This window comes from Streptomyces sp. NPDC048600 (genome assembly GCF_055587025.1).
In genome coordinates, this window is the sequence record NZ_JBVJGZ010000014.1 from 152023 (window position 1) to 171092 (window position 19070).

A 19070-nucleotide genomic window follows, 5' to 3' on the forward strand; every position below is an offset into this window, starting at 1 on the left:
GGGGGGGGGGGGGGGGGTGGGGGGGGGGGGGGGGGGGGGGGGCGTCTGGGGTCCTGCCCCCCCCCCCCCCCCCCCCCCCCCGCTCCCGCGCCCCCGGATCTGCGCACCGTCCTGCTCAGCCGCCGCTATCTGAAGCTTCTGCTGGTGTGCGGGGTGCTGGGTGTGCCCATCGCGCTGGCCTGCTTCTTCTTCGTGAGCTTCCAGCACCAGCTCCAGCACTGGGTGTGGGAGTCGCTGCCGGAGGCCGTCGGGTACGACCGCGCCCCGTGGTGGTGGCCGCTGCCCGCACTGCTGCTCGCCGGACTGATCCTCGCGCCGATCGTCACCCGGATGCCGGGCGGCGGCGGCCACGTGCCGGTGCACGGACTCGGCGGCGGCCGGCCGCTCGGCCCGAAGGACCTGCCCGGTGTCGTGCTCGCCGCGCTCGCCACACTCCCGCTCGGCGTGGTCCTCGGCCCGGAGGCGCCGCTGATGGCGCTCGGCAGCGGACTCGCCCTTCTCGTCGTGCAGTTCTCCCGCCGGGCGCAGGAGCCGAAGGCGACCGCGATGCTCGCCACGGCCGGTTCCACCGCCGCCATCTCCACCATCCTGGGCGGCCCGGTGGTGGCGGCCGTGATGGTCGTGGAGGCCGCCGGGTTCGGCGGGCCGCAGCTCGTCGCCGTGCTTCTGCCCTGTCTCGTCGCCAGCGGCACGGGCGCGCTGGTCTTCACCGGCTTCGGCGACTGGACCGGGCTGTCCATCGGCGCCCTCGCGCTGCCGAACGTACCGCCGAACGTCAAACCGGACGCCGGTGACTTCCTGTGGGGCATCCCGGTGGCCGCACTGGTCGCGCTGGTCGTCGCGGGCGCCCACCGCATCGGCTACGGCACCGAGGCCTGGACCGGGCGGCACAAGGCGCGGCGCACCGTCGCGGTCGCGGTCGCGGCGGGTGTCTGTCTGAGCGCCTACGCCGTCGTCACCGGCCGCAACCCGCAAGAGGCCGCGCTCTCCGGTCAGGCCGCGCTCGGGCAGCTCGCCGCCGACCCGCAGAGCTGGTCGGTGGGGGCGCTGGTGGCGCTCGTCGTGTGCAAGGGCCTGGCCTGGGGCATCAGCCTCGGCGCGCTGCGCGGCGGCCCGATCTTCCCGTCCGTGCTGCTGGGCGGGGCGACCGCGATGGCCTTCTCCGGCCTGGCCGGTCTCGGCCCGACGCCCGCGCTCGCCCTGGGCATCACCGCGGCGGCCGCAGTCGTCACCAGACTTCCGCTGACCAGCGCGGTGCTCACCACCCTGCTGCTGGGCGGCGACGCCTACGACCAAATGCCGCTGATCGTCATCTCCTCGGTCGTCGCGACCGTCGTCGGACAGCTGGTGAACCCGCCCGAACCCAAGCCGCAGCCCGCGAGGGGGTAGGCCGTGGGACCCGACCCGGACGCCGAGAAGCACCGGCCGCCGCCGGACGAGGTGCTGCGCCCCCTCGGGGCGGACCTGTTCGACGTGCTGACCGCCGAGTCGCTGGTGGACGTGCATGTGCTCGACCGCGAGCTCGCCGTCGTGCGCTCCGCGTCGAGCCCCGCGCGGCTCGGACTCGCCCTGTCGGTCCCGGAGGTGCGTCAGGCGCTGCGCACGGCCCTGGCGACGCGTGCCCCGGTCCGTGATCTGCAGTGCGCGGTGCGGCGCGCCACGCTGTCCGTCTCGGCCTTCCCCCTGCGCGGCCCGGACGGCGGTGCGCTGGGCCTGGCCGTGACCGTCACCGACCTCACCGCGCGCGAGCGCGCCGGGCACCGCGTGGGCCTGCTGGAGCAGGCGTCCGTGGTGATCGGCAGCTCGCTGGACGTCTTCCGGACGGCGGCGGAGCTGGCCGACATCTCCGTGCCCGCCTTCGCGGACGCGATCGCCGTGGACGTGCTCGACTCGGTCCTGCACGGCGAGGCCCCGGCCCCCGGCCCGCTGCTGGACGCGGTCACCGTCCGCCGCGCGGCCTTCGCCGCGATGCCGGGTGCCGATGTCGCCGGGGTGCACGCCATCGGCGGCGTACGGCTGATGCGGCGTGCCACCCCCTACACGGACGCCCTCGCGGATCTCACCCCGCGGCTGGTGAACGACCTCACCGGGCTGGACCAGGAGGAGTGGCTGGAGCGCGATCCGAAGCGCGCCGAGCTGTTCCGGCGCAACAGCGCACACGCCATGCTCGTGCTGCCGCTCACCGCCCGGGGCGTGGTGCTGGGCCTGGCCGTGCTGTACCGGGCGGGCGAGTCGGAGCCGTTCGACGACGTGGACGTCGACATGGGCAAGGTGCTGGCGGCGCGGGCCGCGCTCTGTCTGGACAACGCCCGGCTCTACACCCGTGAGCGCACCCTCGCCCGGATCGCCCAGCGCGACCTGGTCCCGGCGCGGGTGCCCCACTCCCGGGCCGTCGAGACCGCCCACACCTATCTCCCCGTGGCCGCGGGCGGTACCTGGTTCGATGTGATCCCGCTGTCCGGCGCCCGGGTCGCCCTGGTCTCCGGCGACGTCCAGGGCAGCGGGCTGCGCGCCGCTACCGCGATGGGGCAACTGCGCACGGCCGTGCACGCGTTCGCCGCGATGGATCTGGAGCCCGCCGAACTCCTCACCCGGCTGCACGAACTGACGGCCCGTCTGGCGATGGAACAGCAGCACGGCGGTCCCGAGTACGAGCTCGCGGCGGGCTGTCTCTATGTCGTCCACGACCCGGTGGAGCTGCGCTGCGAGGCCGCCGCCGCGGCGCACCCGGCGCCCGTGGTGGCCGTGCCCGGCGCACCGCCGTACAGCCTCGACGTCGACCAGGGTCCGCAGCTGGGCAGCGGCACCGCCTCGTACCGTACGACGTCGGTGGCCATGCCGGCGGACAGTCTGCTCGCCCTGTTCAACCGGGGCCTGGTACCCGGCGGTGATCCGGCCGCGCTGGAGAGCCGGCTGGCCGGGCTGCGGGACCGACCGCTGCGGCAGGTGTGCGACGCCGTGGTGGGCGCGCTGCTGCCGCAGGGGCCCGAGGACGACGCCCTGCTGCTCCTGGCGCGCACCCGGGCCCTCGGCCCCGACACCACCGTCTCCTGGACCCTGCCCGACGATCCGCGCAGCGCGGCGCGGGCCCGGCGGCTGGTGGCCGGGCGGCTCGCCGAGTGGGGGCTCGACGGGGAGGTCGCGGAGGCCGCCGAGCTGATCGTCAGCGAGCTGGTCACCAACGCGGTGCGGTACGCCTCGGGGCCGCTCGATCTGCGGCTGATCCGGGACAACGTCCTGATCTGCGAGGTCACCGACACCAACAGCGCCTCCCCGCATCTGCGGCTGGCCGACGAGAACGACGAGGGCGGTCGCGGCATGTACCTCGTCGGCCGCTTCGCCGACCGGTGGGGCACCCGTGCGCTGGCCCGGGGCAAGACGATCTGGGCCGAGCAGCGGCTGACCTGAGACGGAAGGGCCTAGCGGCGCCGTGGGCGAGGGAGCAGGGGGCGGCGGCCGGGCCGGCGGAGGGTCGTGGTCTTCCCCGGGCGGACCGGCCGGTGCGGGCCGTCGGCCGTACCGTGCAGGCACCAGGCCACGAACGGTACGAGGCTCGGGTCGACCGCGCCGTCCTCGTCGGTCACGGCGGCCGTGAAGAAGTACCGCACCTCCCGGAACTCCAGCTCCATCGCCTGCACCAGGTTCCCCAGGCCGAGTCCCCCGGTCAGCCAGGCGCGGGCGGCGGCGCTGTCGTCGAGCCGCTCGGGGAGCACTCCGTGGCCCGCGAGCAGGTCCGTCTTGCTGACGGCGACGGCCAGCCGGGGCCGGGTGCCGCGCTCGCCGAGCCGGGCCACCGTCTGGGAGGCGTTGGCGAACACGGTGTCGGGCCGGTCCGTGGAGGCGAGGGTGCGGTCCACGGCGGGGCCGCCCGCGGCGTCGAGCAGTTCCCAGGTCACGTCCACGGCCAGCGGGTCCAGTACGAACACGACCGTGCGGGCGGCCCGTACGTAGCGCAGGGCGTCGGTGTCCTCGCCCTTGGCGAAGTGCTCGCCGGCCGCGTCGAAGAGGTGCACCAGCTGCTCGGAGCGTCCCCGGCCGAGGATCGCCGAGTGGGCCCTGGCGAGGTTGCGCTGGGTGGCGCGGGTGTGTCCGCGCATGGCCAGGACCTCCCGCAGCACCCGGTAGCCGGCCACCGAGTCCTCGTCCGCGAGCCGCAGTTCGGGCCCGCCGGACCCGGCCGCGGACTCCAGGGTCATCAGCATGGCCGCCATCAGCTGGGTCTTGCCGGCCGCCCGGCCGCCGACCAGCGGCACCGCGATCTCCCGGGCGTGCCCGGCGTCCCGGTTGAGCGGCTTGCCGCAGTGCGCGTGCGTACAGAACGCGGCGAGCCGGTTCCTGCGGCGCATCAGGATCAGCAGGGTCGGCATCCGGGCCCCGCAGGCGCAGCGGCGCCGGACGATGCCGTACCGGCCCGGCCGGATGTCGCTGTGCCGCCGTCGGCACTCCGCGCGCGGGCAGGCGTACGACGGGTAGGGCACGCGTTCGTAGCAGTGCGGGCAGAGCACGCCCCGGTCGAGGCCCTTCAGGCGCAGCACGGCCCGGTCGAGTCCGCGCAGCACGGCCGCGAGCAGCCGGGCCGCGAGGTGGAGCAGCAGGACGAGAAGCGCGTGCAGGCCGAGCAGGAGCAGCAGCAGCGGCAGGGACAGCACGGCGCCGAGGGCGAGACCGGCCAGCAGCGCCAGTGCCTGTGCGATCTTCAGCGCGCCCGGTTCCCTGGCCTGGGTCAGCCGTTCCTGGGCCAGTGTCCGGAAGCGGTCCCCGACGGACCGGCCCCACATGGCCGCGCCCAGATTGACGATCTGGTGCAGATCGCGGACGGCGGGCCCGAAGAGGTAGTTGCGGTACGCGGGGACGGGCTCGTCCTCGGGGCGGTACGGCGGGATCGTCCGGTACTCGGCCGTGCGCCGGACCATGACGCCGATGAGCAGCCGCCCGTAGCGCCACAGCAGCTCACCCACCAGGCCGAGCGCGCGCACCACGATCGTGCAGGCCCCGATCGCCACGAAGATCCCGAGCACCGAGGCGAGGATCACCACCCACGCTTCACCCATGTCATGCCCTCCCCTCGGGGCCGCGGCCGGGCCGTCCGAACCGGCGCAGGTCGGTGAGCCGGCGCCAGCCCTTCGTGGCGGCGCGGCGCTCGCGGGCCAGTTCCACGGCGGCGTCGGCGACGTCCGCGTCGTGCGGCCGGACGACGGCGGCGAGCCGCTCGATGTCCTCGCCCCGCCATTCGAAGACGGCCACGGAGACGATGCGGTCCACGAGGGTCGCATGGCTCTCGGGCAGCCCCAGGCGTCCGCGGCGGGCCAGAGCGAGGCCGCCGACATGGCCGAGCAGTCCTTCCGTGACGGGGTGCCCGCGTTCACGGGCCCGCACGGTCCGTCTGTGGAGCTCGCGCAGATAGCGGTCCGCGGTCTCGAAGGTGAGGTCGCGCAGCATCCCCGGGACCACTCCCGGCTCGACGGGCGCGACGGCCAGCGCCCCGGCGAGCCGCAGCTTGCGCAGCGCCCGGACCGGCGCGGGCAGCGGGTCCCCGGCGAACTCCGCCGCGAGCCGTGCCGCGTCCGGGGTCTCCTTCAGGCGCGCCTCCAGGTCGAGCGTGCGCCGCACGGTCGCGACGGTGTCCGGCGTCAGCCAGGCGCGGCGCTCCGGCGCGTCGAGCAGCCCGCACAGGTCGAGCAGCGTCGTCAGCCCGGCCTCGTCGGTGACCTCGCGCTGCACCGCCCGCCCGAACCACTCGGCGAGCGACCCGTCCCCGCCCCTCCCCCCTGCGCCGCCCAGGGGCAGCGCGGCCGCCAGCCGTACGGCCTCCCGGTGGGTCCACGGGGTGCCGCGCCACACGGCGCGCAGCAGCGCGCCGTCGGGGAGGGCCTGGCCGCGCACCTCGAGAATCCGCAGCAACGTCTGCGCCGAGATGGCCGGTTCCCGCTCCGCCGCCGCCAGCAGATGGTGCTCCTGGAGCAGCGGGCGGCCCGCCAGGTCTTCGAACCTCAGCAGTTCCGCGGGGAACTGGGCGAACAGCTCGTGCTGTCCGGCGCGCCCGTCGAGGAGTTCGTCGAGCCGGGCGAGCAGCGCGCCGCGGAACTCGGCGGAGACGGACAGCAGCCTTCTGACGTCGGCCCGCAGGGCCGGGTCCGGTGTCCGGCCCGTCGCCACGCGCAGGAGTCCGGCGGCCAGCTCGCGGCAGACCCGGGCCCGTTGCGCGGCCGGCGGCGCGACCTCGGCGTCCACGGCCCACAGCAGCAGCCGGGCCCGTTCCCGGGCCGTGTCCGCCTCACTGGCGAGCCGCTCCCACAACTCCACGGCCTTCAGCAGCAGTTCGGCGCTGCCGCTGACCGGCTCGGGCGCCACGGCGGTCGGCGCGCCACGCACATAGGCCCGCAACCGGGTTTCGAGCAGGGCTCCTTCGAGTTCGCGGTGCAGGTCGCGGTCGCCGCCGTCGCGGGCGGCGCGGGCGAGGGCGTCGAGCTGCGTCTCCCCGCTCGCGAGGCGGCCGCGCCACAGGTCGCGGGCCACGACCGCACGGGTGGTGCCGAGATGGGCGGCGCCGGGCAGCCAGTTCAGGACGGCCGCGACATCGGGCCGGGCCAGTCGCACCCCGCCCGCCGCGGCGGCGGCCGCGACCGGGGGATGCCAGTCGCCGGGGTGGTGTTCGGTGCCGTCGGTGTACTCCGCCGCCCAGGACCACACCGAGCGGACCGAGCTCACCCCGATCCGGGTGAGCAGCCGCACCACGTGGTGCACCGGGACCGTCTCGGGGAAGCGGCCCGCCGCGAAGTCGAAGAGCAGGAAGGCGTCCTCGTCGTCCGGCCCGATCTCCGGACGGGCCTCGGGCACGCTGCCGATGAGATGGTGCCGGCCCCGGGTCGGGCGCAGCATGTAGGTGGAGAAGGACAGCTGGCGGGCCAGCGGTGGCGGCAGCAGGAAGCTCACCGCGGCGAACCAGTGCGCGATCCGCTCGGTGGACCGGTCCACCAGCACAACCGAGGGCCCTCCGGCCAGCGCCTGGAACGCCGCCGCGAGCAGCTGGTCCAGCTGCTCGGCGTGGCGGCGTCCGGCGAGGAACTCCCCCACCGCGCGGGCGTCGAGCGGCCCGGCGGGCACCGGGCCGCGGTCGCCGCCGAGGGGCGGCAGTTCCGGGCGCGCCGACACGGCGGACGTCCACACCGGCGAGCCCCACAGCTCGATGGCGAGCCGTCCGCCGCAGGCCGCCGCGAAGTCCTCGGCCGACGGCGAATGCAGCGCGTGCGCGAAGTAGTTGCCGAACCGGCGGGCCGAGTCACGGCCCACGTAGCGGACGTTGACCAGGGTCGTGCCCTGTCCGGAGCCGGGTCCGGGCGCCGCCGGGGAGAAGCAGAGGGTGACCGGGCAGCGGGCCAGCTGCTCGGGGGTCTCCGACTCGGCGAGCGGGCGCGGCGGGTCGTAGCCGGCCAGGGACTCCACGGTGTGCATGGCCTCGGTGGTGACCCCGGGGCTCACGGCGTTGAACTGGAAGCCGGAGAAGCCGCTGAGCCCGCGCTCGCAGGAGGTGTAGTACAGCTGCTCCACGGCACCGTCCGCCGGACCGGGGGTCATCGGCGGCCCGTCCTCGGCACCGAGCCGTACTCGCTGAGCAGCCACAGCAGCGGGTCCGTCACCCGGTAGGGCTGGATTCCGGTGCGGGCGACCCGGGCGTCCGCCGTGGGGGTGTGGCCGAGGGCGGAGACCCCGAAGTACCGGTAGCGGCTGTAGGTGTTCTCCAGCAGCCGGTCGATCGGCACGCCGTCCCAGCCCTTGAGCAGGGTCCGCACCTCCTCGTGGACGCTGAGGCTGTCCTCCTCGTCGAAGCGGTCGCCGGACGGCGGGTGCGCCCGCAGCGGGCTGCCCTTGTCGAGCACGTGCCAGAAGGCGTCCATCTTCGTGAAGACCACCGCGACGGGTGTGTCGATGCGGGAGGTGCCGGAGCGTCTCGCCAGCCGGCCCTGGCCCGCCCGGGTGAGCAGCAGGTTGGTCACCTTGCTCACCAGGTTGTGCGGGCTGTCGACGCCCTCGGTGCCGGGCAGCGCGGTCCCCGGGCGCGACAGCGGCCGCGCGCCGGACATCTGGAGCGGGTCGAGCAGCAGCACGATGCCGTCGGCGCCCATCAGATAGCGGGTGTTGAGCTCCATGTTCTCGCGGGAGTTGAAGTCCTCGCCCGCGGTGTCGAAGAACGACAGGACGGTGTGCTGGGGCCGGTCCCCGAACAGTCCGCGGCGGCGCAGCCCGAACCGGAAGACCAGCGGATCGACCCGGTTGTCGTTGGTGACGGCCGTCCGGGTGCCCGCGAACAACTGCCCGTCGCGGTAGAGGTGTTCCTGGTAGTCGGTGTGGAAGCGCTGCAGGGTGGCGTCGTCGGCGCCGACCAGGGCGGCCCCGAACGCGGTCCCGACCCTGTTCATCATCTCGTGCAGCAGGACGGTGGTGTAGACGGTCTTGCCGGACGCCTTGGCGCCCACCATGGCGATCATCCGGTTCTCCACCATCCCGAACTGGGCGGGCAGGGTGGAGTGGCAGACCGGGCAGATCCGGAAGGTGGTCTCGCCCTCGCAGTCCGGGCACATGGCCGTCGCCGAGCGCCCGTCCGCCGTGAAGGCCGGTCCGACCTCGCCGCGCTGGCCCATCCGGTCGGCGAGGACGTCGTCGCGGCGCCGCACGCAGCGTTTGTGGGTGCGGCTGAGCCTGCTGTTGCAGCGGAAGGCGATCTCGCGGGCGGCGAAGGTCTCGTAGCAGTAGGGGCAGGTCAGTCTGCGCGCCATGTCAGGTCACCCGCAGTCGGTGGAGCGCCGTGGGGCGCACGTCGGGAGCGGAGTCGGAGTCGGTGGCGGCGTCCGGGTGGGCCGGGAAGCAGACCAGCCAGGACGTGCCACGGGTCGCGGGCAGCGGGAACTCCACCCGCAGCGGCACCCGCGCGGTGATCCGCTGCGCGGGCAGGTCGTGGACGACCGTGCCCTCGGCGGCGCTCGCGGGACGGTAGTGGCCGACGCCGTGCACGATCCGCAGGGCGGGCAGTTCGCAGCCGGTGTCGGAGGTGAAGGTGACCGTCGCGATCCGCCCGCCCAGCCGCCGCCGTACGGACGGCTCGTACTCGACGACGGGCGGTTCGGCGCCGACCAGCAGCGCGGAGGAGCCCTCGCAGTCCACGGCGGGCTCGGCGACCAGTGCCTCCACGGTGAGGGTCACGGCTCCGCGCCCCACCGGGAGATCGAGGCCGCCGTCGTGCTCGTACACCCGGCGCGGGCACTGGATGTCCCCGGTGTCCCGGGAGCCGCCCACGGTGTCCCCCTCGACCCGCCAGCGCACCCGCGCGGTGCGGGCGCCGGGCGGCCAGGCCCACAGCACGAGGAGATGGGTTCCGCGGCGGATGGCCTGGAGCTCGTCGACGGGGACGGCGAAGAGGGTCTCGGGGCCGGGGGTGACGGCCGGCTCGGGGGCGGGCGCGGGGGCCGGGGTGGGCGCGGGGGCCGGGATCGGCTCGGCCTCGGGCTCCGGCTCCGGCTCCGGCATCGGTGGCGAGGCCGGTATCGGGGTCGGGATCGGCTCGGGCTCGGGTTCCGGTTCCGGTTCCGGCGGGTGCGGGGTGCGGGACGCGGGCTCCGGGTCCTCGCGCGAGGCCGGGGACCACGGACGCGCGTCCTCGGGGCGTACGGTCGGCCAGGGCTCGGGGCCGGCCCCGTGCGCGGCGGAGCCCGGCTCCGGGTCCTCCCGGTGCGGGGCCGGGCCCTGCCTGACCCGCAGGGCGCCGAAGTCCGCGAGGTGCAGCAGGCCGCCGACGACGGCGTGGGCCGGGTCGGCGGCACGCACCTGGAGGCCGAGCGCGCCCTCCAGCCAGGCGTCGGTGCCCGGCGTCGCGGAGAGTCCGCCCGCGAGGAGCACGGCGTCCGGCGGGCTCGTGGTCCGCGCGCACAGGTCGGCGACCGCCCGCCGGGCCCGCTCGCGCAGCGGCCGCACCACCCGGTCGAGGGTCTCCCGGTCGAGCACGACCTCCGCCTCGCCGACCCGCTCGACGGCGGTCTCCCGCCCCTGGTCGCCGAGGGCGCGGCGCAGCCGTTCGGCGGCGGCCGGGGCGGCGGACCTCTCCAAGTCGGGTGTGCGGTGCAGCAGTTCGGCCGCGAGGGCGGTGTCCCAGTCGTCCCCTCCGAGGGCGTGCCGCTCGGCGTCGACGATCCGGACCGTGCGGTCGTGGGCGACGGCGAGCACCGCCAGGTCCAGCGTGGTCGCACCCTGGTCCAGGACGAGGACCGTGCGGTCCGTGCCCTCGACGACCGCGCGGTAGTGCAGGGCGACGGCCACCGGCTCGGCGATCGTGTGGAGCACGGTCAGCCCCGCGGCCTCGGCGGCCCGCCGCAGCGGGCCCTCCGCGCGCTCGCCGTCCTCGTCCAGCGGCAGCGCGAGCGCGACGGACCCCTGCGAGGGCACGTCCCGGGCGGCGGCCAGGGCGGTGAGCGCGTCCGCGGCGGTGCCGGGACCGCCGGGCCCGAAGTCCACCATCGCCACGACGGGCCGGCCCTCCCCGTCGCGCCGGGCGATCCGTCCGTAGCGGTGACCGACGTCGATGCCGTACACCGTCAGGCTCCTCTCTCCGCCGTGACACGGGGCGTTCCGTCCCGGTCGACGCCGACCAGGACCCGGTCCCCGGCGGTCGGCCGGTGCTCGATGAAGTGCCGGACCACCGCCGCCCGCAGGGCCTCCAGCTCGTTGCGGATCTGCCGGCCGCCGTACGCCCGCCGCTCCGGGTCGGCCATCCGGCCGGTGATCCACGGATGCACCCCGGCCCCGTCGACGACGAGTTCGACCTGATGGCGCTCGCGCACGGACTCGGCGAGCTGCCCGAGGAGCCGGTCCGCGATCCGTACGACGTGGTCGTGGCGGAGCATGTCGAAGACGACCACGCCGGGCTTGAGCCGTCCGTAGATCTCCGGCCGTCCGATCTCCCGGAACTTCTCCTCCACCGCCCGCGTGAAGTGCCCGCGCAGCCGGTCGTACGACAGGTCGTCGCCGGACTCGGCGAGGAGGTCCTGGACGGCGTCGGCGCCGGTGTTGGAGGTGAAGATGATCAGACACTGGGAGAAGTGCGCGGTCTGGCCGCGGCCGTCGGTGAGGCGGCCGTCCTCCAGGATCTGGAGGAACTTGTCCAGGACCTTGGGGTGGGCCTTCTCGATCTCGTCGAAGAGCAGCACGCTGAACGGCCGTTCCTGCACCCGCCGGGTGAGCTCCCCGCCCTGCTCGTAGCCGATGTAGCCGGGCGGCGCCCCGGCGAGCCGTTCGGCGGCGTGCTCCTGCTGGTACTCGCTCATGTCGAACCGGGCGTAGGCGCTCTGGTCGCCGAACATCAACTCGGCCACGGCCTTGGCGAGTTCGGTCTTGCCGACACCCGTGGGGCCGACGAAGAAGAAGGCGCCGCGCGGACGGGCGGTCCCGGAGTCGCCGAAGTCGACGCCCACGAAAGCCGATTGGAGCACCCCGGCGACCGCCGACACGGCCGCGGGCTGGCCCACGACCCGCTCGCCGAGTGCCTCGCCGGCCCGCCCGACGACCTCCCGGTCCAGCTGGGTCCACGGGTCCACGCTCACATTGAGCCGGTGCAGCTCCAGGAGCTTGTCGGGTTTCTGCACGGGAGAGGACCGCAGCCACGAGGTGCGCGAGAGCGCGTGGATGTCCCAGCCGGCCATGCCGTCGGTGGCGCCGACGAGCGCCTCCACCTCCCCGCGGCTCGCCTGCGGGCCGCCGTTGAACTCCTCGCGCAGCATGCTCAGCCAGAGCCTGCGCTGGCTCGGGTCCGGCGGCCCGATGTGCAGGGTCGCGACCCGCGGGTCGTCCAGCACGAACCAGCCGGGCAGCCGGCCCACGTCCCCGACCGCGCACAGCACGGCGTTCCTCGGGTGCGGGGCGGGCCCGCTGTGCGGTCCGGGGTACGGCACCACGGCCTCGGTCATCGCGGCGCGCAGCCGCATCCAGCCGAGGTGCGCGTCGGCCCGGTCCGCCGCCAGATGGTGGTCGACGTCCTGGAAGACGAACGCGGTCGCCGCCTCGGGCGAGGCGACCAGCCGGCGCACGACCGCCGTCACGTCCTCGAAGGAGCTCGCCCGGCGGCCCGCCCTGGGCCGGAACAGGCCGTCCTGCGCCCGGCGCCGCTCCTCGCCGCGCCGGGTGTCGGAGAGGCCGGGGGTACCGGGAGTACCCGGGTTGCCGGGGTTGCCGGGGGACTCGGCGGCCTCCGGGCCGCCGCTCCGGTCCTCGGCGGGCGGCGGCGTGCGCTGGTCGCGGGGCAGGGCGGCGACCAGCTTGTCGAACCGTTCGGCGTGCCCGGGCAGAGGGAAGGTGAGTCCGTCCACCGGGTCCCACCAGCCGACGACGTCGGCGCCCCACGCCTCCAGCGCCCCGGAGACGAGCGAGCGGAAGGAGGCGGGCCGGTCCTCGAACCACCAGCGGTCGCGGATCCGCCCGTCCAGGATCACCTGCCGGCCGCGGCGCAGCTCCCAGCGCAGCGAGACCGCCCACAGCGGCATCATGCCGTCGGCGGGTACGGGGCCGTTCTCCCGCGCCTCGGGGCGGACCGGGGTGGTGCCGGGACCGGCGGCCGGAGGGGGGCCGGGCGTCGGGGACTTCTCCAGCCAGGAGCGCCCCGGGTCGGGCGTGGTCATCGGTTCCTCCGCTCCTGCGTGCCGGGCAGCCGGCGGGCCGTGGTGCGCGGCGGTTTGCCGTCCCAGGTCAGCTCGCCGGGGGTGAAGCCGGAGCCGTCCAGGGCCCGGTGCACCAGGTCGAGCAGTTCCTCGGGGGCGCAGACCGCCTCGCCGCTCGCCGCCGGCCTGACCGACATGTCCGGCTCCCCGTCCACGTGGTAGGTGAGCAGGGGCGTGCCGTCGGACTCGGTGCGCACGGTCGCCTCGTACACCGCCCCGCTCTGCCGCTCGAAGGACAGCACGAGCAGTTCCCCGCGGTCCTCGCCGCCCGTGAAGTCGAGACCCGCGTCGGTCATGGCGTCCTTGAGCGCGCGGGCGAGTTCGGTGCGGCGGGCGTGGGCGAGCTGGAGTTCGTCGAGCCGCTCCTCGACGGAGGGCAGGAGGGTCTCCAGGGCGGCGACGGCGTCCAGGGCGGCGCGCGTCCGCCGCGCGTCGAGCGCCTCGGCGGCGGTCCGCAGGGTCCGCTCGATCTCCGCGGTCAGTTCCGGCGCGCCCAGGTCCGCCGCGTCGCGCACCGCGTCCCGCGTGCCGTCCTCGACGACGCCGAACCGGTCCAGCGCCTCGGCGAGCGCTGCCCGTTCGGCCTCCTCGCGGGCCGCTCGCTCCTCCTCGGCCCGTGCCGCCTCCTCCTCGGCGCGCAGGGCCTCCTCCTCGGCGCGTGCGGTGGCGTCCTCGACCGCGCGGGCGACGGTGTGGGCGTGCCGGGTCAGGGCGTGCTCGGCGGTGCCGAGCAGTGCCTCGAAACGGATCTCGGCGTCGGGCTGCGCCGCCAACGCGTCGAGTCGGTCCAGCAGTTCGGCGCAGGCCCGGGACCCGGCGGCGTCATGGGCGGCCGCGTCGGCGCCCAGGCCTGCGAGGCGCTGCCGCAGCTCGCTCAGGACCGCTCCCGGGTCGGGGCGGGCGCCGGCCGCCTGTCCGGCCGCGCCACCCGACGCGACGACGATGCGGCCGCGCAGCTCCTCGATGTCCGCACTGAGCGGCCGGGCTCCGCCCAGCCCGGCCCGCAGTTCCGTCAACCGCTGCTGGAGAGAGGCCAGTTCGGTGACGCGGTCCGGGGCCACGCGCAGCGGTGCGAGCAGGCTCTCGGCCTCGTCGAGTCGGCGGGCGTCCGCCCGGCCCTGTTCCTCGCGCAGACCGGCCGCGTGGGACTCCTGCCGGACGCGGCGGCGTTCGGCGAGTTCGGCCCGGCGGCGTTCGGCGGCGGCCCGTGCGCGGGCCTGGCGTTCGGCGAGCTGCCGGGCCCGCTCGGCGGCCAGCGCCTCGCGTTCGGCCCGGCGCTCCTCCTCGCGTGCCCTGCGCGCCGCCGCACGGGTGGCCCGCAGCGTCATGCCGAGGGCCATCAGCCCGGGGTCGAGGGAGACGACGCTGTACATGGGTGAGCCGCTCATGGGGTCCTCCGGCCTTTCTGTGTGCGGTCGGTGCGCGGTACGAATCCCCGTGCCTCCAGGCGCGCTTCCAGGGTTTCCCGGAAGCCGGGCACGGGCGGCACCCCGGCCCAGGAGAAGGAGCCGTCGGCGCCCATCGACACCTCGACGCCCGCGCTGGTGTCGTCCTCGTCCGCGATCTGGGCCACGAGCGCGGCGTAGCGGTCGGTGAGGGCGAGCAGGCGCTGGTTGGCCGAGCCGCGCCAGCGCAGGGGGGCGTGCCGGGTGGCGACGTACGGCCCGTCCACCAGGAGGTCGAGCCGGTCGAGCAGGGCCTGTTGGGCCGGGGTGCCGCGGCGCAGCGCCTCGTGCCGGAAGCCCGAGTAGGCCATCGCCGAGAAGCCGGGCCGCCGTTCGCGTACGGCGTCCAGCAGCGCGGCGAGCGCCTCGGCCTGGGCGAACGGCTCGCCGCCGGACAGCGTGACGCCCTCCACGTCCGTCAACGCGGCCAGGTGTGCCGCCAGTTCGGATACGGCGACCGGGGTACCGCCCTCGAAGGGGAGGGTCTCGGCGGCCACGCAGCCCTTGCAGCGCAGCGGGCAGCCCTGCACCCAGACGACGGCCCGGACGCCGGGTCCGAGGACCGTGCAGCGGTCCAGGGTCCGCGCGAGGGACAGGGTGTCCGCGGGCCCGGTCATGCCGGCTCCGGGTAGCTGTCCAGGCCGCGCCGGGCCTGGTCGCACCACGGGCACCAGGGCCGTTCCGCGGTGTGCACATGAGTGGCTCGCTCGGTGCACCGTGTCAGGCGGCCGGGTGCTCGCGCCGCGGCCAGTTCCCCGGCCCACTCGGCCGCCGTGGGCCGGGGTCCGGTCCCCGAGAAGGCCGCGCGCAGGAGCGTGCCGAGCGCGCGTGGCAGCAGGTCGGAGGGCGGCGCGGTGCGCGGCAGCACCACCGAGGTCCGGTCGAGCAGCCGGCAGCGGCCGTGCAGCACGTTGTCGTCGAGGGAGAGGTAGTCGCCGTCGGCCGGATGCCCGGCGAACGGGTGGAGCCCGCCCATGAGGAGCTGGTGGACGAGGACCGCGAGGGCGAAGGCGTCGGTGGACTCGTCGGGCGGCACGGGCAGCCGCTCCCCCTCCTCCGGGCCGGGCGCCCCGCCGTTTGCCCAGGCCGGCTCCGGTCCTGTCCGTTCCGGTCCCGTCCGTTCCGGTGCCAGCCGTTCCGGTGCCGTGTACCCCGGTGTCCGCATCCGGCCGGGGAACACGTCGTGGCCGTCGGTGAACTGCCAGGAGTCGACGTCCGCCATGCCCACCCGGCCGTGTGCGTCGGCCCAGAGGTTGTCCGGGTTCAGGTCGCCCACCACATAGCCCTCGGCGTGCAGGTCGGCGAGCAGCCGGGCCAGTGCCTCGGCGGCGGCGAGGGCCGTGGCCCAGGTGGCGCCGGGCAGCGCGTCCAGCCGTCCGGCCGGGGTGAGCAGCGAGGCGAACGGCAGGAAGTCGCGCCGCAGATCGGGCATCAGATAGCCCTCCACGTCCTCCCGGACCGTGCGCACGGCGGCGAGGGGCCAGGCGACCCGCTGCGGTGTCCCGGCGAGCAGCCGTACGGTCCTCGGTTCACGGCGCTGCCGTACGAGCCGTTCCACCCTGCGCCGGTAGGCGACCGGGTCGGCCGGGTCGGGCACCAGCTTGGCGACCAGGGTGCCGTCGTGTCCGACCGCGTACACCAGGCCTTCGGAGCCGGCGCCGATCCGTTCGGTGAGCAGCCACTCCCGGCCGCCGCGCGAGACCACCCTCACCCCCATCGCCCGTCGCCCTCCGTGAGCGCGCACAACAGCGTCAGGTCGTCCCCGGTGCGTTCGGCGGCGGCCGTCCCGGACAGCACGGCGTGCAGCGGTTCGGCGCTCCCGCCGCAGCGGCGCAGCGCGGCCGCCAGGGGCGGCAGGAAGCGGGGGCTGGGCAACGGCCCGGCGGCGTCGGGCAGTCCGCGTACGGAGGGGTGGTCGAGCGCGAGCGGCGCGCAGCCGTCGGTGGCGAGGACGACACCGGACAGCTCGGGCTCCCACACGGTGAAGGTCCGCACCCGCAGCCGGGCGGACGGGGAGGTCGTGTACGCCGGAGGGGGGCCGCCCGGCTCGGGCGGCGGCAGCACCAGGTGACAGCGCTCGGCGGGGGCGGCGGCGCGACCGGGGTCGTCGTCGCGGTCGGGGACGTCCACGCGGTCGGGGTCGTTCGGGACGGTCGCGGCCGTCAGGCTCTCGGGGCTGTCGGTGCCGTCCGGGGTGTCGGTGCCGTCCGGGCTCCCGGAGGCGCCTCGGCCGTCGGAACCGCCCCCGCCGTCGGGCCCGTTCGCTCGGGTGAGTACCGCCGCGAAGCAGTCGCCCAGGGACACGAACGCCACCCACGGCGGCCGTAAGAACGCCACGAGCAGCGCGGCGGCCAGGTCGTCGGGCCCCTCGCCGTCCTCGTCCCCGGTGAGCGCGCGGGCCCGGCGTGAGCACGTCCCGGCGAGGAGGGCGCCGCGCTCGGCGGTCCACGCGGTCCACTCCGGCGCGCCCGCGTCCCGGCCGGGCGGCGGTACGGCCGCGAGGACCCGGCAGGCGGTGTCGACGGCGAGGTGGGCGCCGAGGGCCGCGCGCGGCCGCGAGCCGACTCCGTCGGCCACCGCGAGGACGGCCCCGTGGCCGATGCGTACCGCGCGGAAGGCGTCCTCGCCGCCCCGGCCCGCGTCACGGTGCGCGGCTCCGGCCACGGACGCGCCCGCGACGATCACTGGTACTCCCCCTCGATCTCGGCCATCCGCGCCCGGCGGGCCGCGAGGTCCGCGACCTGGGCGTGGACGGCGTCGGCGTCCTGCACCGCGCCGAACCGGTCGGAGCTGTAGAAGAGCAGGTCGAGAATCTGGCCGAAACCGAGCCGGTCGAGCAGGTGCGCGCCCTTCGGCGCGAGGACGCGCAGCAGGTCGAGGTCCGCGCCGTGCACACCGACGGCCTGGAACACCCATGCGCGTTCCTGCTCGCCCTGCCGCAGCGCCCGCGCGGTGTCCTGGAGGGCCTCGGCGTCCAGGGGCCTGCCCTCGGCGTCGCTGGGCGCGCCGTCGGTCAGGACCCACAGGAACGGCCGGATCACCTGCACCCGGCGCGCCCTCAGTGTGCTCAGCCGCTCCCGGGCGAGGGCGAGCGCCGCGTCCACGGCGTCCGTCATGCGGGTGTACCCGGACGCGGCGAGCCGGGGCGGCCGCATCCCGTCCACGGGCACGAACAGCCGGTCGGCGGGGAGCGACTCCACCGGGACAAGGGTCCGTTCGCGGGGATCGTAGGCGCGCACCTGCGAGTCGAAGGTGATCAGACAGACCTCGACGCGCGAGCGCAGCCGCCCGTGGCGCCGTACGCCGTCGAACCACGCGGTCAGGGCGTCGTTGAGTTCGTCGATCCGGGGCCGCTCGGCGGGGCGGCCCATGGAGGCCGAGGTGTCCAGCAGCAGCACGACCGGCTGTCGCTCGTCGAAGCCCTCGCCGAAGGCCGTCGTCACGCCGCCCCCTCGGGCGCAGGACGGACGAGGAGACGTCCGCCGGACGGATCGGCGCGCACCTCGGCCGCGGTGCCGGGCAGCAGGCCCGGTGCCTCCGGAAGGGCGCGCAGCAGGACTCCTTCGACGAGCACGTACACGTCGGGATCGGGCCAGGTCGTCACCCGGCCCACCGCACCGTGCGCCCATCGCACCATTCCCCCGTCCATGCGATTCACAGTAGGTGATGTCCCGTCAACTCAAGCAGGAGTCAATGCAATTGAAGTGAACCAGTGCGCAAGGTCGGGGACGGGTCGCCGACGGGTCGTGGGATGGTCGCCGCCCGCACGCGCACCGCGGGGCGCCTCGGGACCGCGGGGCGCCGGCGCCCGGGCGGACCCTGTCGGGTGCCGTCAGGCCGTGCCGCGCCGGCCGCTCGGGCGGAACCGTTCGGGCAGACGCTCCACGAGGTCGGCGGCGCGGGTGTCGCGGACCACGACATGGATCTCCCAGTCCGCCCCGCGCGCGGCCTCCGCCTCGACGGCCGCCCAGATCGCGTCGAGGCTGACCTGACGGGGCAGTCCGCCGCGGCCCGCCCCGAGCAGCGGGAAGCACACCGAGCGCAACCCGGGCCACTCCCCGGCGCGTTCCTCGGCCATCACCTCGAACACCCGGGTCGCCGCGCGGGTGATGTCGGCGGGCAGCACCTCGTAGTCGTTGGTCCCGGCGCGTGGCACGGCCACCACGGCGTGGTAGATCCGCCGCACCCCGTGGGCGGCGAGCGCCCCGCCGTCGGTGGCCGCGACCGTGCCGGGCAGCACGGGCCGGCCCGCGGTTCCGTGCCGCCCGGTCCAGGCGCGCAGCGCGTCGCTCACCGGGTCGGCGACCAGGTCGCCGGTCACCCCGCGCACGGAACCGGCCCGGCGCAGCGAGGCGGCGACCGAGGACTTGTAGGTCTCGGGCAGCGCGAGGTGGGTGTTGGCGGGTGAGACCACGACGTCCACGTCGCGCAGCAGGTCCACGGGGTGGACATGGACCGTGAGCGGCAGGGCGCGGCCCCCGGCGGGCACCTCGACGACGCGGTGCGTACGTGTGCCGCCGTCCGCCGTCGTCCCTTCCGGCTGCCGCGCGGGCGCCCCGGTGCCGGCGGCGAGCCGGGCGACGGCCTCGGCGATCTGCTCCAGGACCATCACCTCGTGGTCCTTGCGGAAGCGTTCGACGCTCACGCCGTACACCTCGGCCGCGCGGCGCCGCCGGTCGGCGGCCGGCCAGTCCCGGGTCCCCTGGGCGAGGCCGAGGGTGTACGCGGCGGCCGTGCGCAGGGTGCCCGCGTCCAGCCCGGATACGGCCCGGCGGAGCAGTCCCTCGACCGACCCGTCGGGCGCGCCGCGTTCGGCAGCCCGGCGCAGCGCCGTCAGTTCCACTCCGCGCAGCCTGACCAGGCCGGCCCGGCGGACGGCCTTCAGTTCGGCCACTATCGACGCATGATCGGCCCCCGTTGGCATGCG

14 protein-coding genes are annotated in these 19070 nt (G+C 75.8%); 2 read left to right on the top strand and 12 right to left on the bottom strand.

Annotated features, from left to right (window positions below; translation table 11 throughout):
* The first annotated feature begins 162 nt into the window (after window positions 1-162).
* Window positions 163-1389, top strand: coding sequence for a chloride channel protein (locus ACZ6SQ_RS20495; protein WP_469563940.1), 1227 nt, complete (start codon window positions 163-165; stop codon window positions 1387-1389).
* A gap of 3 nt (window positions 1390-1392) precedes the next feature.
* On the top strand, window positions 1393-3408 hold the full coding sequence (locus tag ACZ6SQ_RS20500; RefSeq protein WP_469563943.1) for a SpoIIE family protein phosphatase: 2016 nt from the start codon (window positions 1393-1395) through the stop codon (window positions 3406-3408).
* A gap of 11 nt (window positions 3409-3419) precedes the next feature.
* Here the strand turns inward: ACZ6SQ_RS20500 and ACZ6SQ_RS20505 are convergent, their stop codons facing one another.
* From ACZ6SQ_RS20505 to ACZ6SQ_RS20560, 12 genes are all read right to left on the bottom strand, one after another.
* A complete protein-coding gene (locus ACZ6SQ_RS20505) occupies window positions 3420-5051 on the bottom strand; it encodes a TRAFAC clade GTPase domain-containing protein (RefSeq protein ID WP_469563946.1) in 1632 nt (543 codons plus the stop codon).
* A 1-nt stretch (window position 5052) separates the two neighbouring features.
* Window positions 5053-7620 carry a GTPase-associated protein 1-related protein gene (locus ACZ6SQ_RS20510; protein ID WP_469563949.1) on the bottom strand — a complete coding sequence of 856 codons (2568 nt, stop codon included), beginning with the start codon at window positions 7618-7620 and terminating at the stop codon, window positions 5053-5055.
* Window positions 7572-8774 carry a TRAFAC clade GTPase domain-containing protein gene (locus ACZ6SQ_RS20515; RefSeq protein WP_386385918.1) on the bottom strand — a complete coding sequence of 401 codons (1203 nt, stop codon included), beginning with the start codon at window positions 8772-8774 and terminating at the stop codon, window positions 7572-7574. Before ACZ6SQ_RS20515 ends, ACZ6SQ_RS20510 begins: the two co-directional genes overlap by 49 nt.
* A gap of 1 nt (window position 8775) precedes the next feature.
* Window positions 8776-10581: an Hsp70 family protein gene (locus tag ACZ6SQ_RS20520; protein ID WP_469563952.1), complete on the bottom strand. Its 1806-nt coding sequence runs from the start codon at window positions 10579-10581 to the stop codon at window positions 8776-8778.
* 2 nt (window positions 10582-10583) lie between these two features.
* Window positions 10584-12659 carry an AAA family ATPase gene (locus ACZ6SQ_RS20525; protein ID WP_469563956.1) on the bottom strand — a complete coding sequence of 692 codons (2076 nt, stop codon included), beginning with the start codon at window positions 12657-12659 and terminating at the stop codon, window positions 10584-10586.
* Window positions 12656-14086, bottom strand: coding sequence for a hypothetical protein (locus ACZ6SQ_RS20530; RefSeq protein WP_469563959.1), 1431 nt, complete (start codon window positions 14084-14086; stop codon window positions 12656-12658). Before ACZ6SQ_RS20530 ends, ACZ6SQ_RS20525 begins: the two co-directional genes overlap by 4 nt.
* Window positions 14083-14760, bottom strand: a complete 678-nt coding sequence (locus ACZ6SQ_RS20535) for a 4Fe-4S single cluster domain-containing protein (protein ID WP_469563961.1) — start codon at window positions 14758-14760, stop codon at window positions 14083-14085. The genes ACZ6SQ_RS20530 and ACZ6SQ_RS20535 overlap by 4 nt, the downstream gene beginning before the upstream one ends.
* Complete coding sequence (locus ACZ6SQ_RS20540; RefSeq protein ID WP_469563963.1) at window positions 14757-15860, bottom strand: hypothetical protein; 1104 nt, start codon at window positions 15858-15860, stop codon at window positions 14757-14759. Before ACZ6SQ_RS20540 ends, ACZ6SQ_RS20535 begins: the two co-directional genes overlap by 4 nt.
* Window positions 15851-16828, bottom strand: a complete 978-nt coding sequence (locus ACZ6SQ_RS20545; RefSeq protein ID WP_469563965.1) for a protein phosphatase 2C domain-containing protein — start codon at window positions 16826-16828, stop codon at window positions 15851-15853. Before ACZ6SQ_RS20545 ends, ACZ6SQ_RS20540 begins: the two co-directional genes overlap by 10 nt.
* Window positions 16825-17586: a vWA domain-containing protein gene (locus tag ACZ6SQ_RS20550; RefSeq protein ID WP_389321580.1), complete on the bottom strand. Its 762-nt coding sequence runs from the start codon at window positions 17584-17586 to the stop codon at window positions 16825-16827. The genes ACZ6SQ_RS20545 and ACZ6SQ_RS20550 overlap by 4 nt, the downstream gene beginning before the upstream one ends.
* Window positions 17583-17792 carry a hypothetical protein gene (locus tag ACZ6SQ_RS20555; RefSeq protein WP_389321582.1) on the bottom strand — a complete coding sequence of 70 codons (210 nt, stop codon included), beginning with the start codon at window positions 17790-17792 and terminating at the stop codon, window positions 17583-17585. Before ACZ6SQ_RS20555 ends, ACZ6SQ_RS20550 begins: the two co-directional genes overlap by 4 nt.
* 183 nt (window positions 17793-17975) lie before the next feature.
* Window positions 17976-19067 carry a macro domain-containing protein gene (locus ACZ6SQ_RS20560; RefSeq protein ID WP_469563969.1) on the bottom strand — a complete coding sequence of 364 codons (1092 nt, stop codon included), beginning with the start codon at window positions 19065-19067 and terminating at the stop codon, window positions 17976-17978.
* Window positions 19068-19070 lie beyond the last annotated feature (3 nt).

Coding starts and splice junctions, on each gene's coding strand:
- ACZ6SQ_RS20560 (WP_469563969.1), bottom strand. CDS start 19,067: ATGCCAACGGGGGCCGATCATGCGTCGATAGTGGCCGAACTGAAGGCC.
- ACZ6SQ_RS20535 (WP_469563961.1), bottom strand. CDS start 14,760: ATGACCGGGCCCGCGGACACCCTGTCCCTCGCGCGGACCCTGGACCGC.
- ACZ6SQ_RS20555 (WP_389321582.1), bottom strand. CDS start 17,792: ATGGACGGGGGAATGGTGCGATGGGCGCACGGTGCGGTGGGCCGGGTG.
- ACZ6SQ_RS20515 (WP_386385918.1), bottom strand. CDS start 8,774: ATGGCGCGCAGACTGACCTGCCCCTACTGCTACGAGACCTTCGCCGCC.
- ACZ6SQ_RS20505 (WP_469563946.1), bottom strand. CDS start 5,051: ATGGGTGAAGCGTGGGTGGTGATCCTCGCCTCGGTGCTCGGGATCTTC.
- ACZ6SQ_RS20530 (WP_469563959.1), bottom strand. CDS start 14,086: ATGAGCGGCTCACCCATGTACAGCGTCGTCTCCCTCGACCCCGGGCTG.
- ACZ6SQ_RS20525 (WP_469563956.1), bottom strand. CDS start 12,659: ATGACCACGCCCGACCCGGGGCGCTCCTGGCTGGAGAAGTCCCCGACG.
- ACZ6SQ_RS20540 (WP_469563963.1), bottom strand. CDS start 15,860: ATGGGGGTGAGGGTGGTCTCGCGCGGCGGCCGGGAGTGGCTGCTCACC.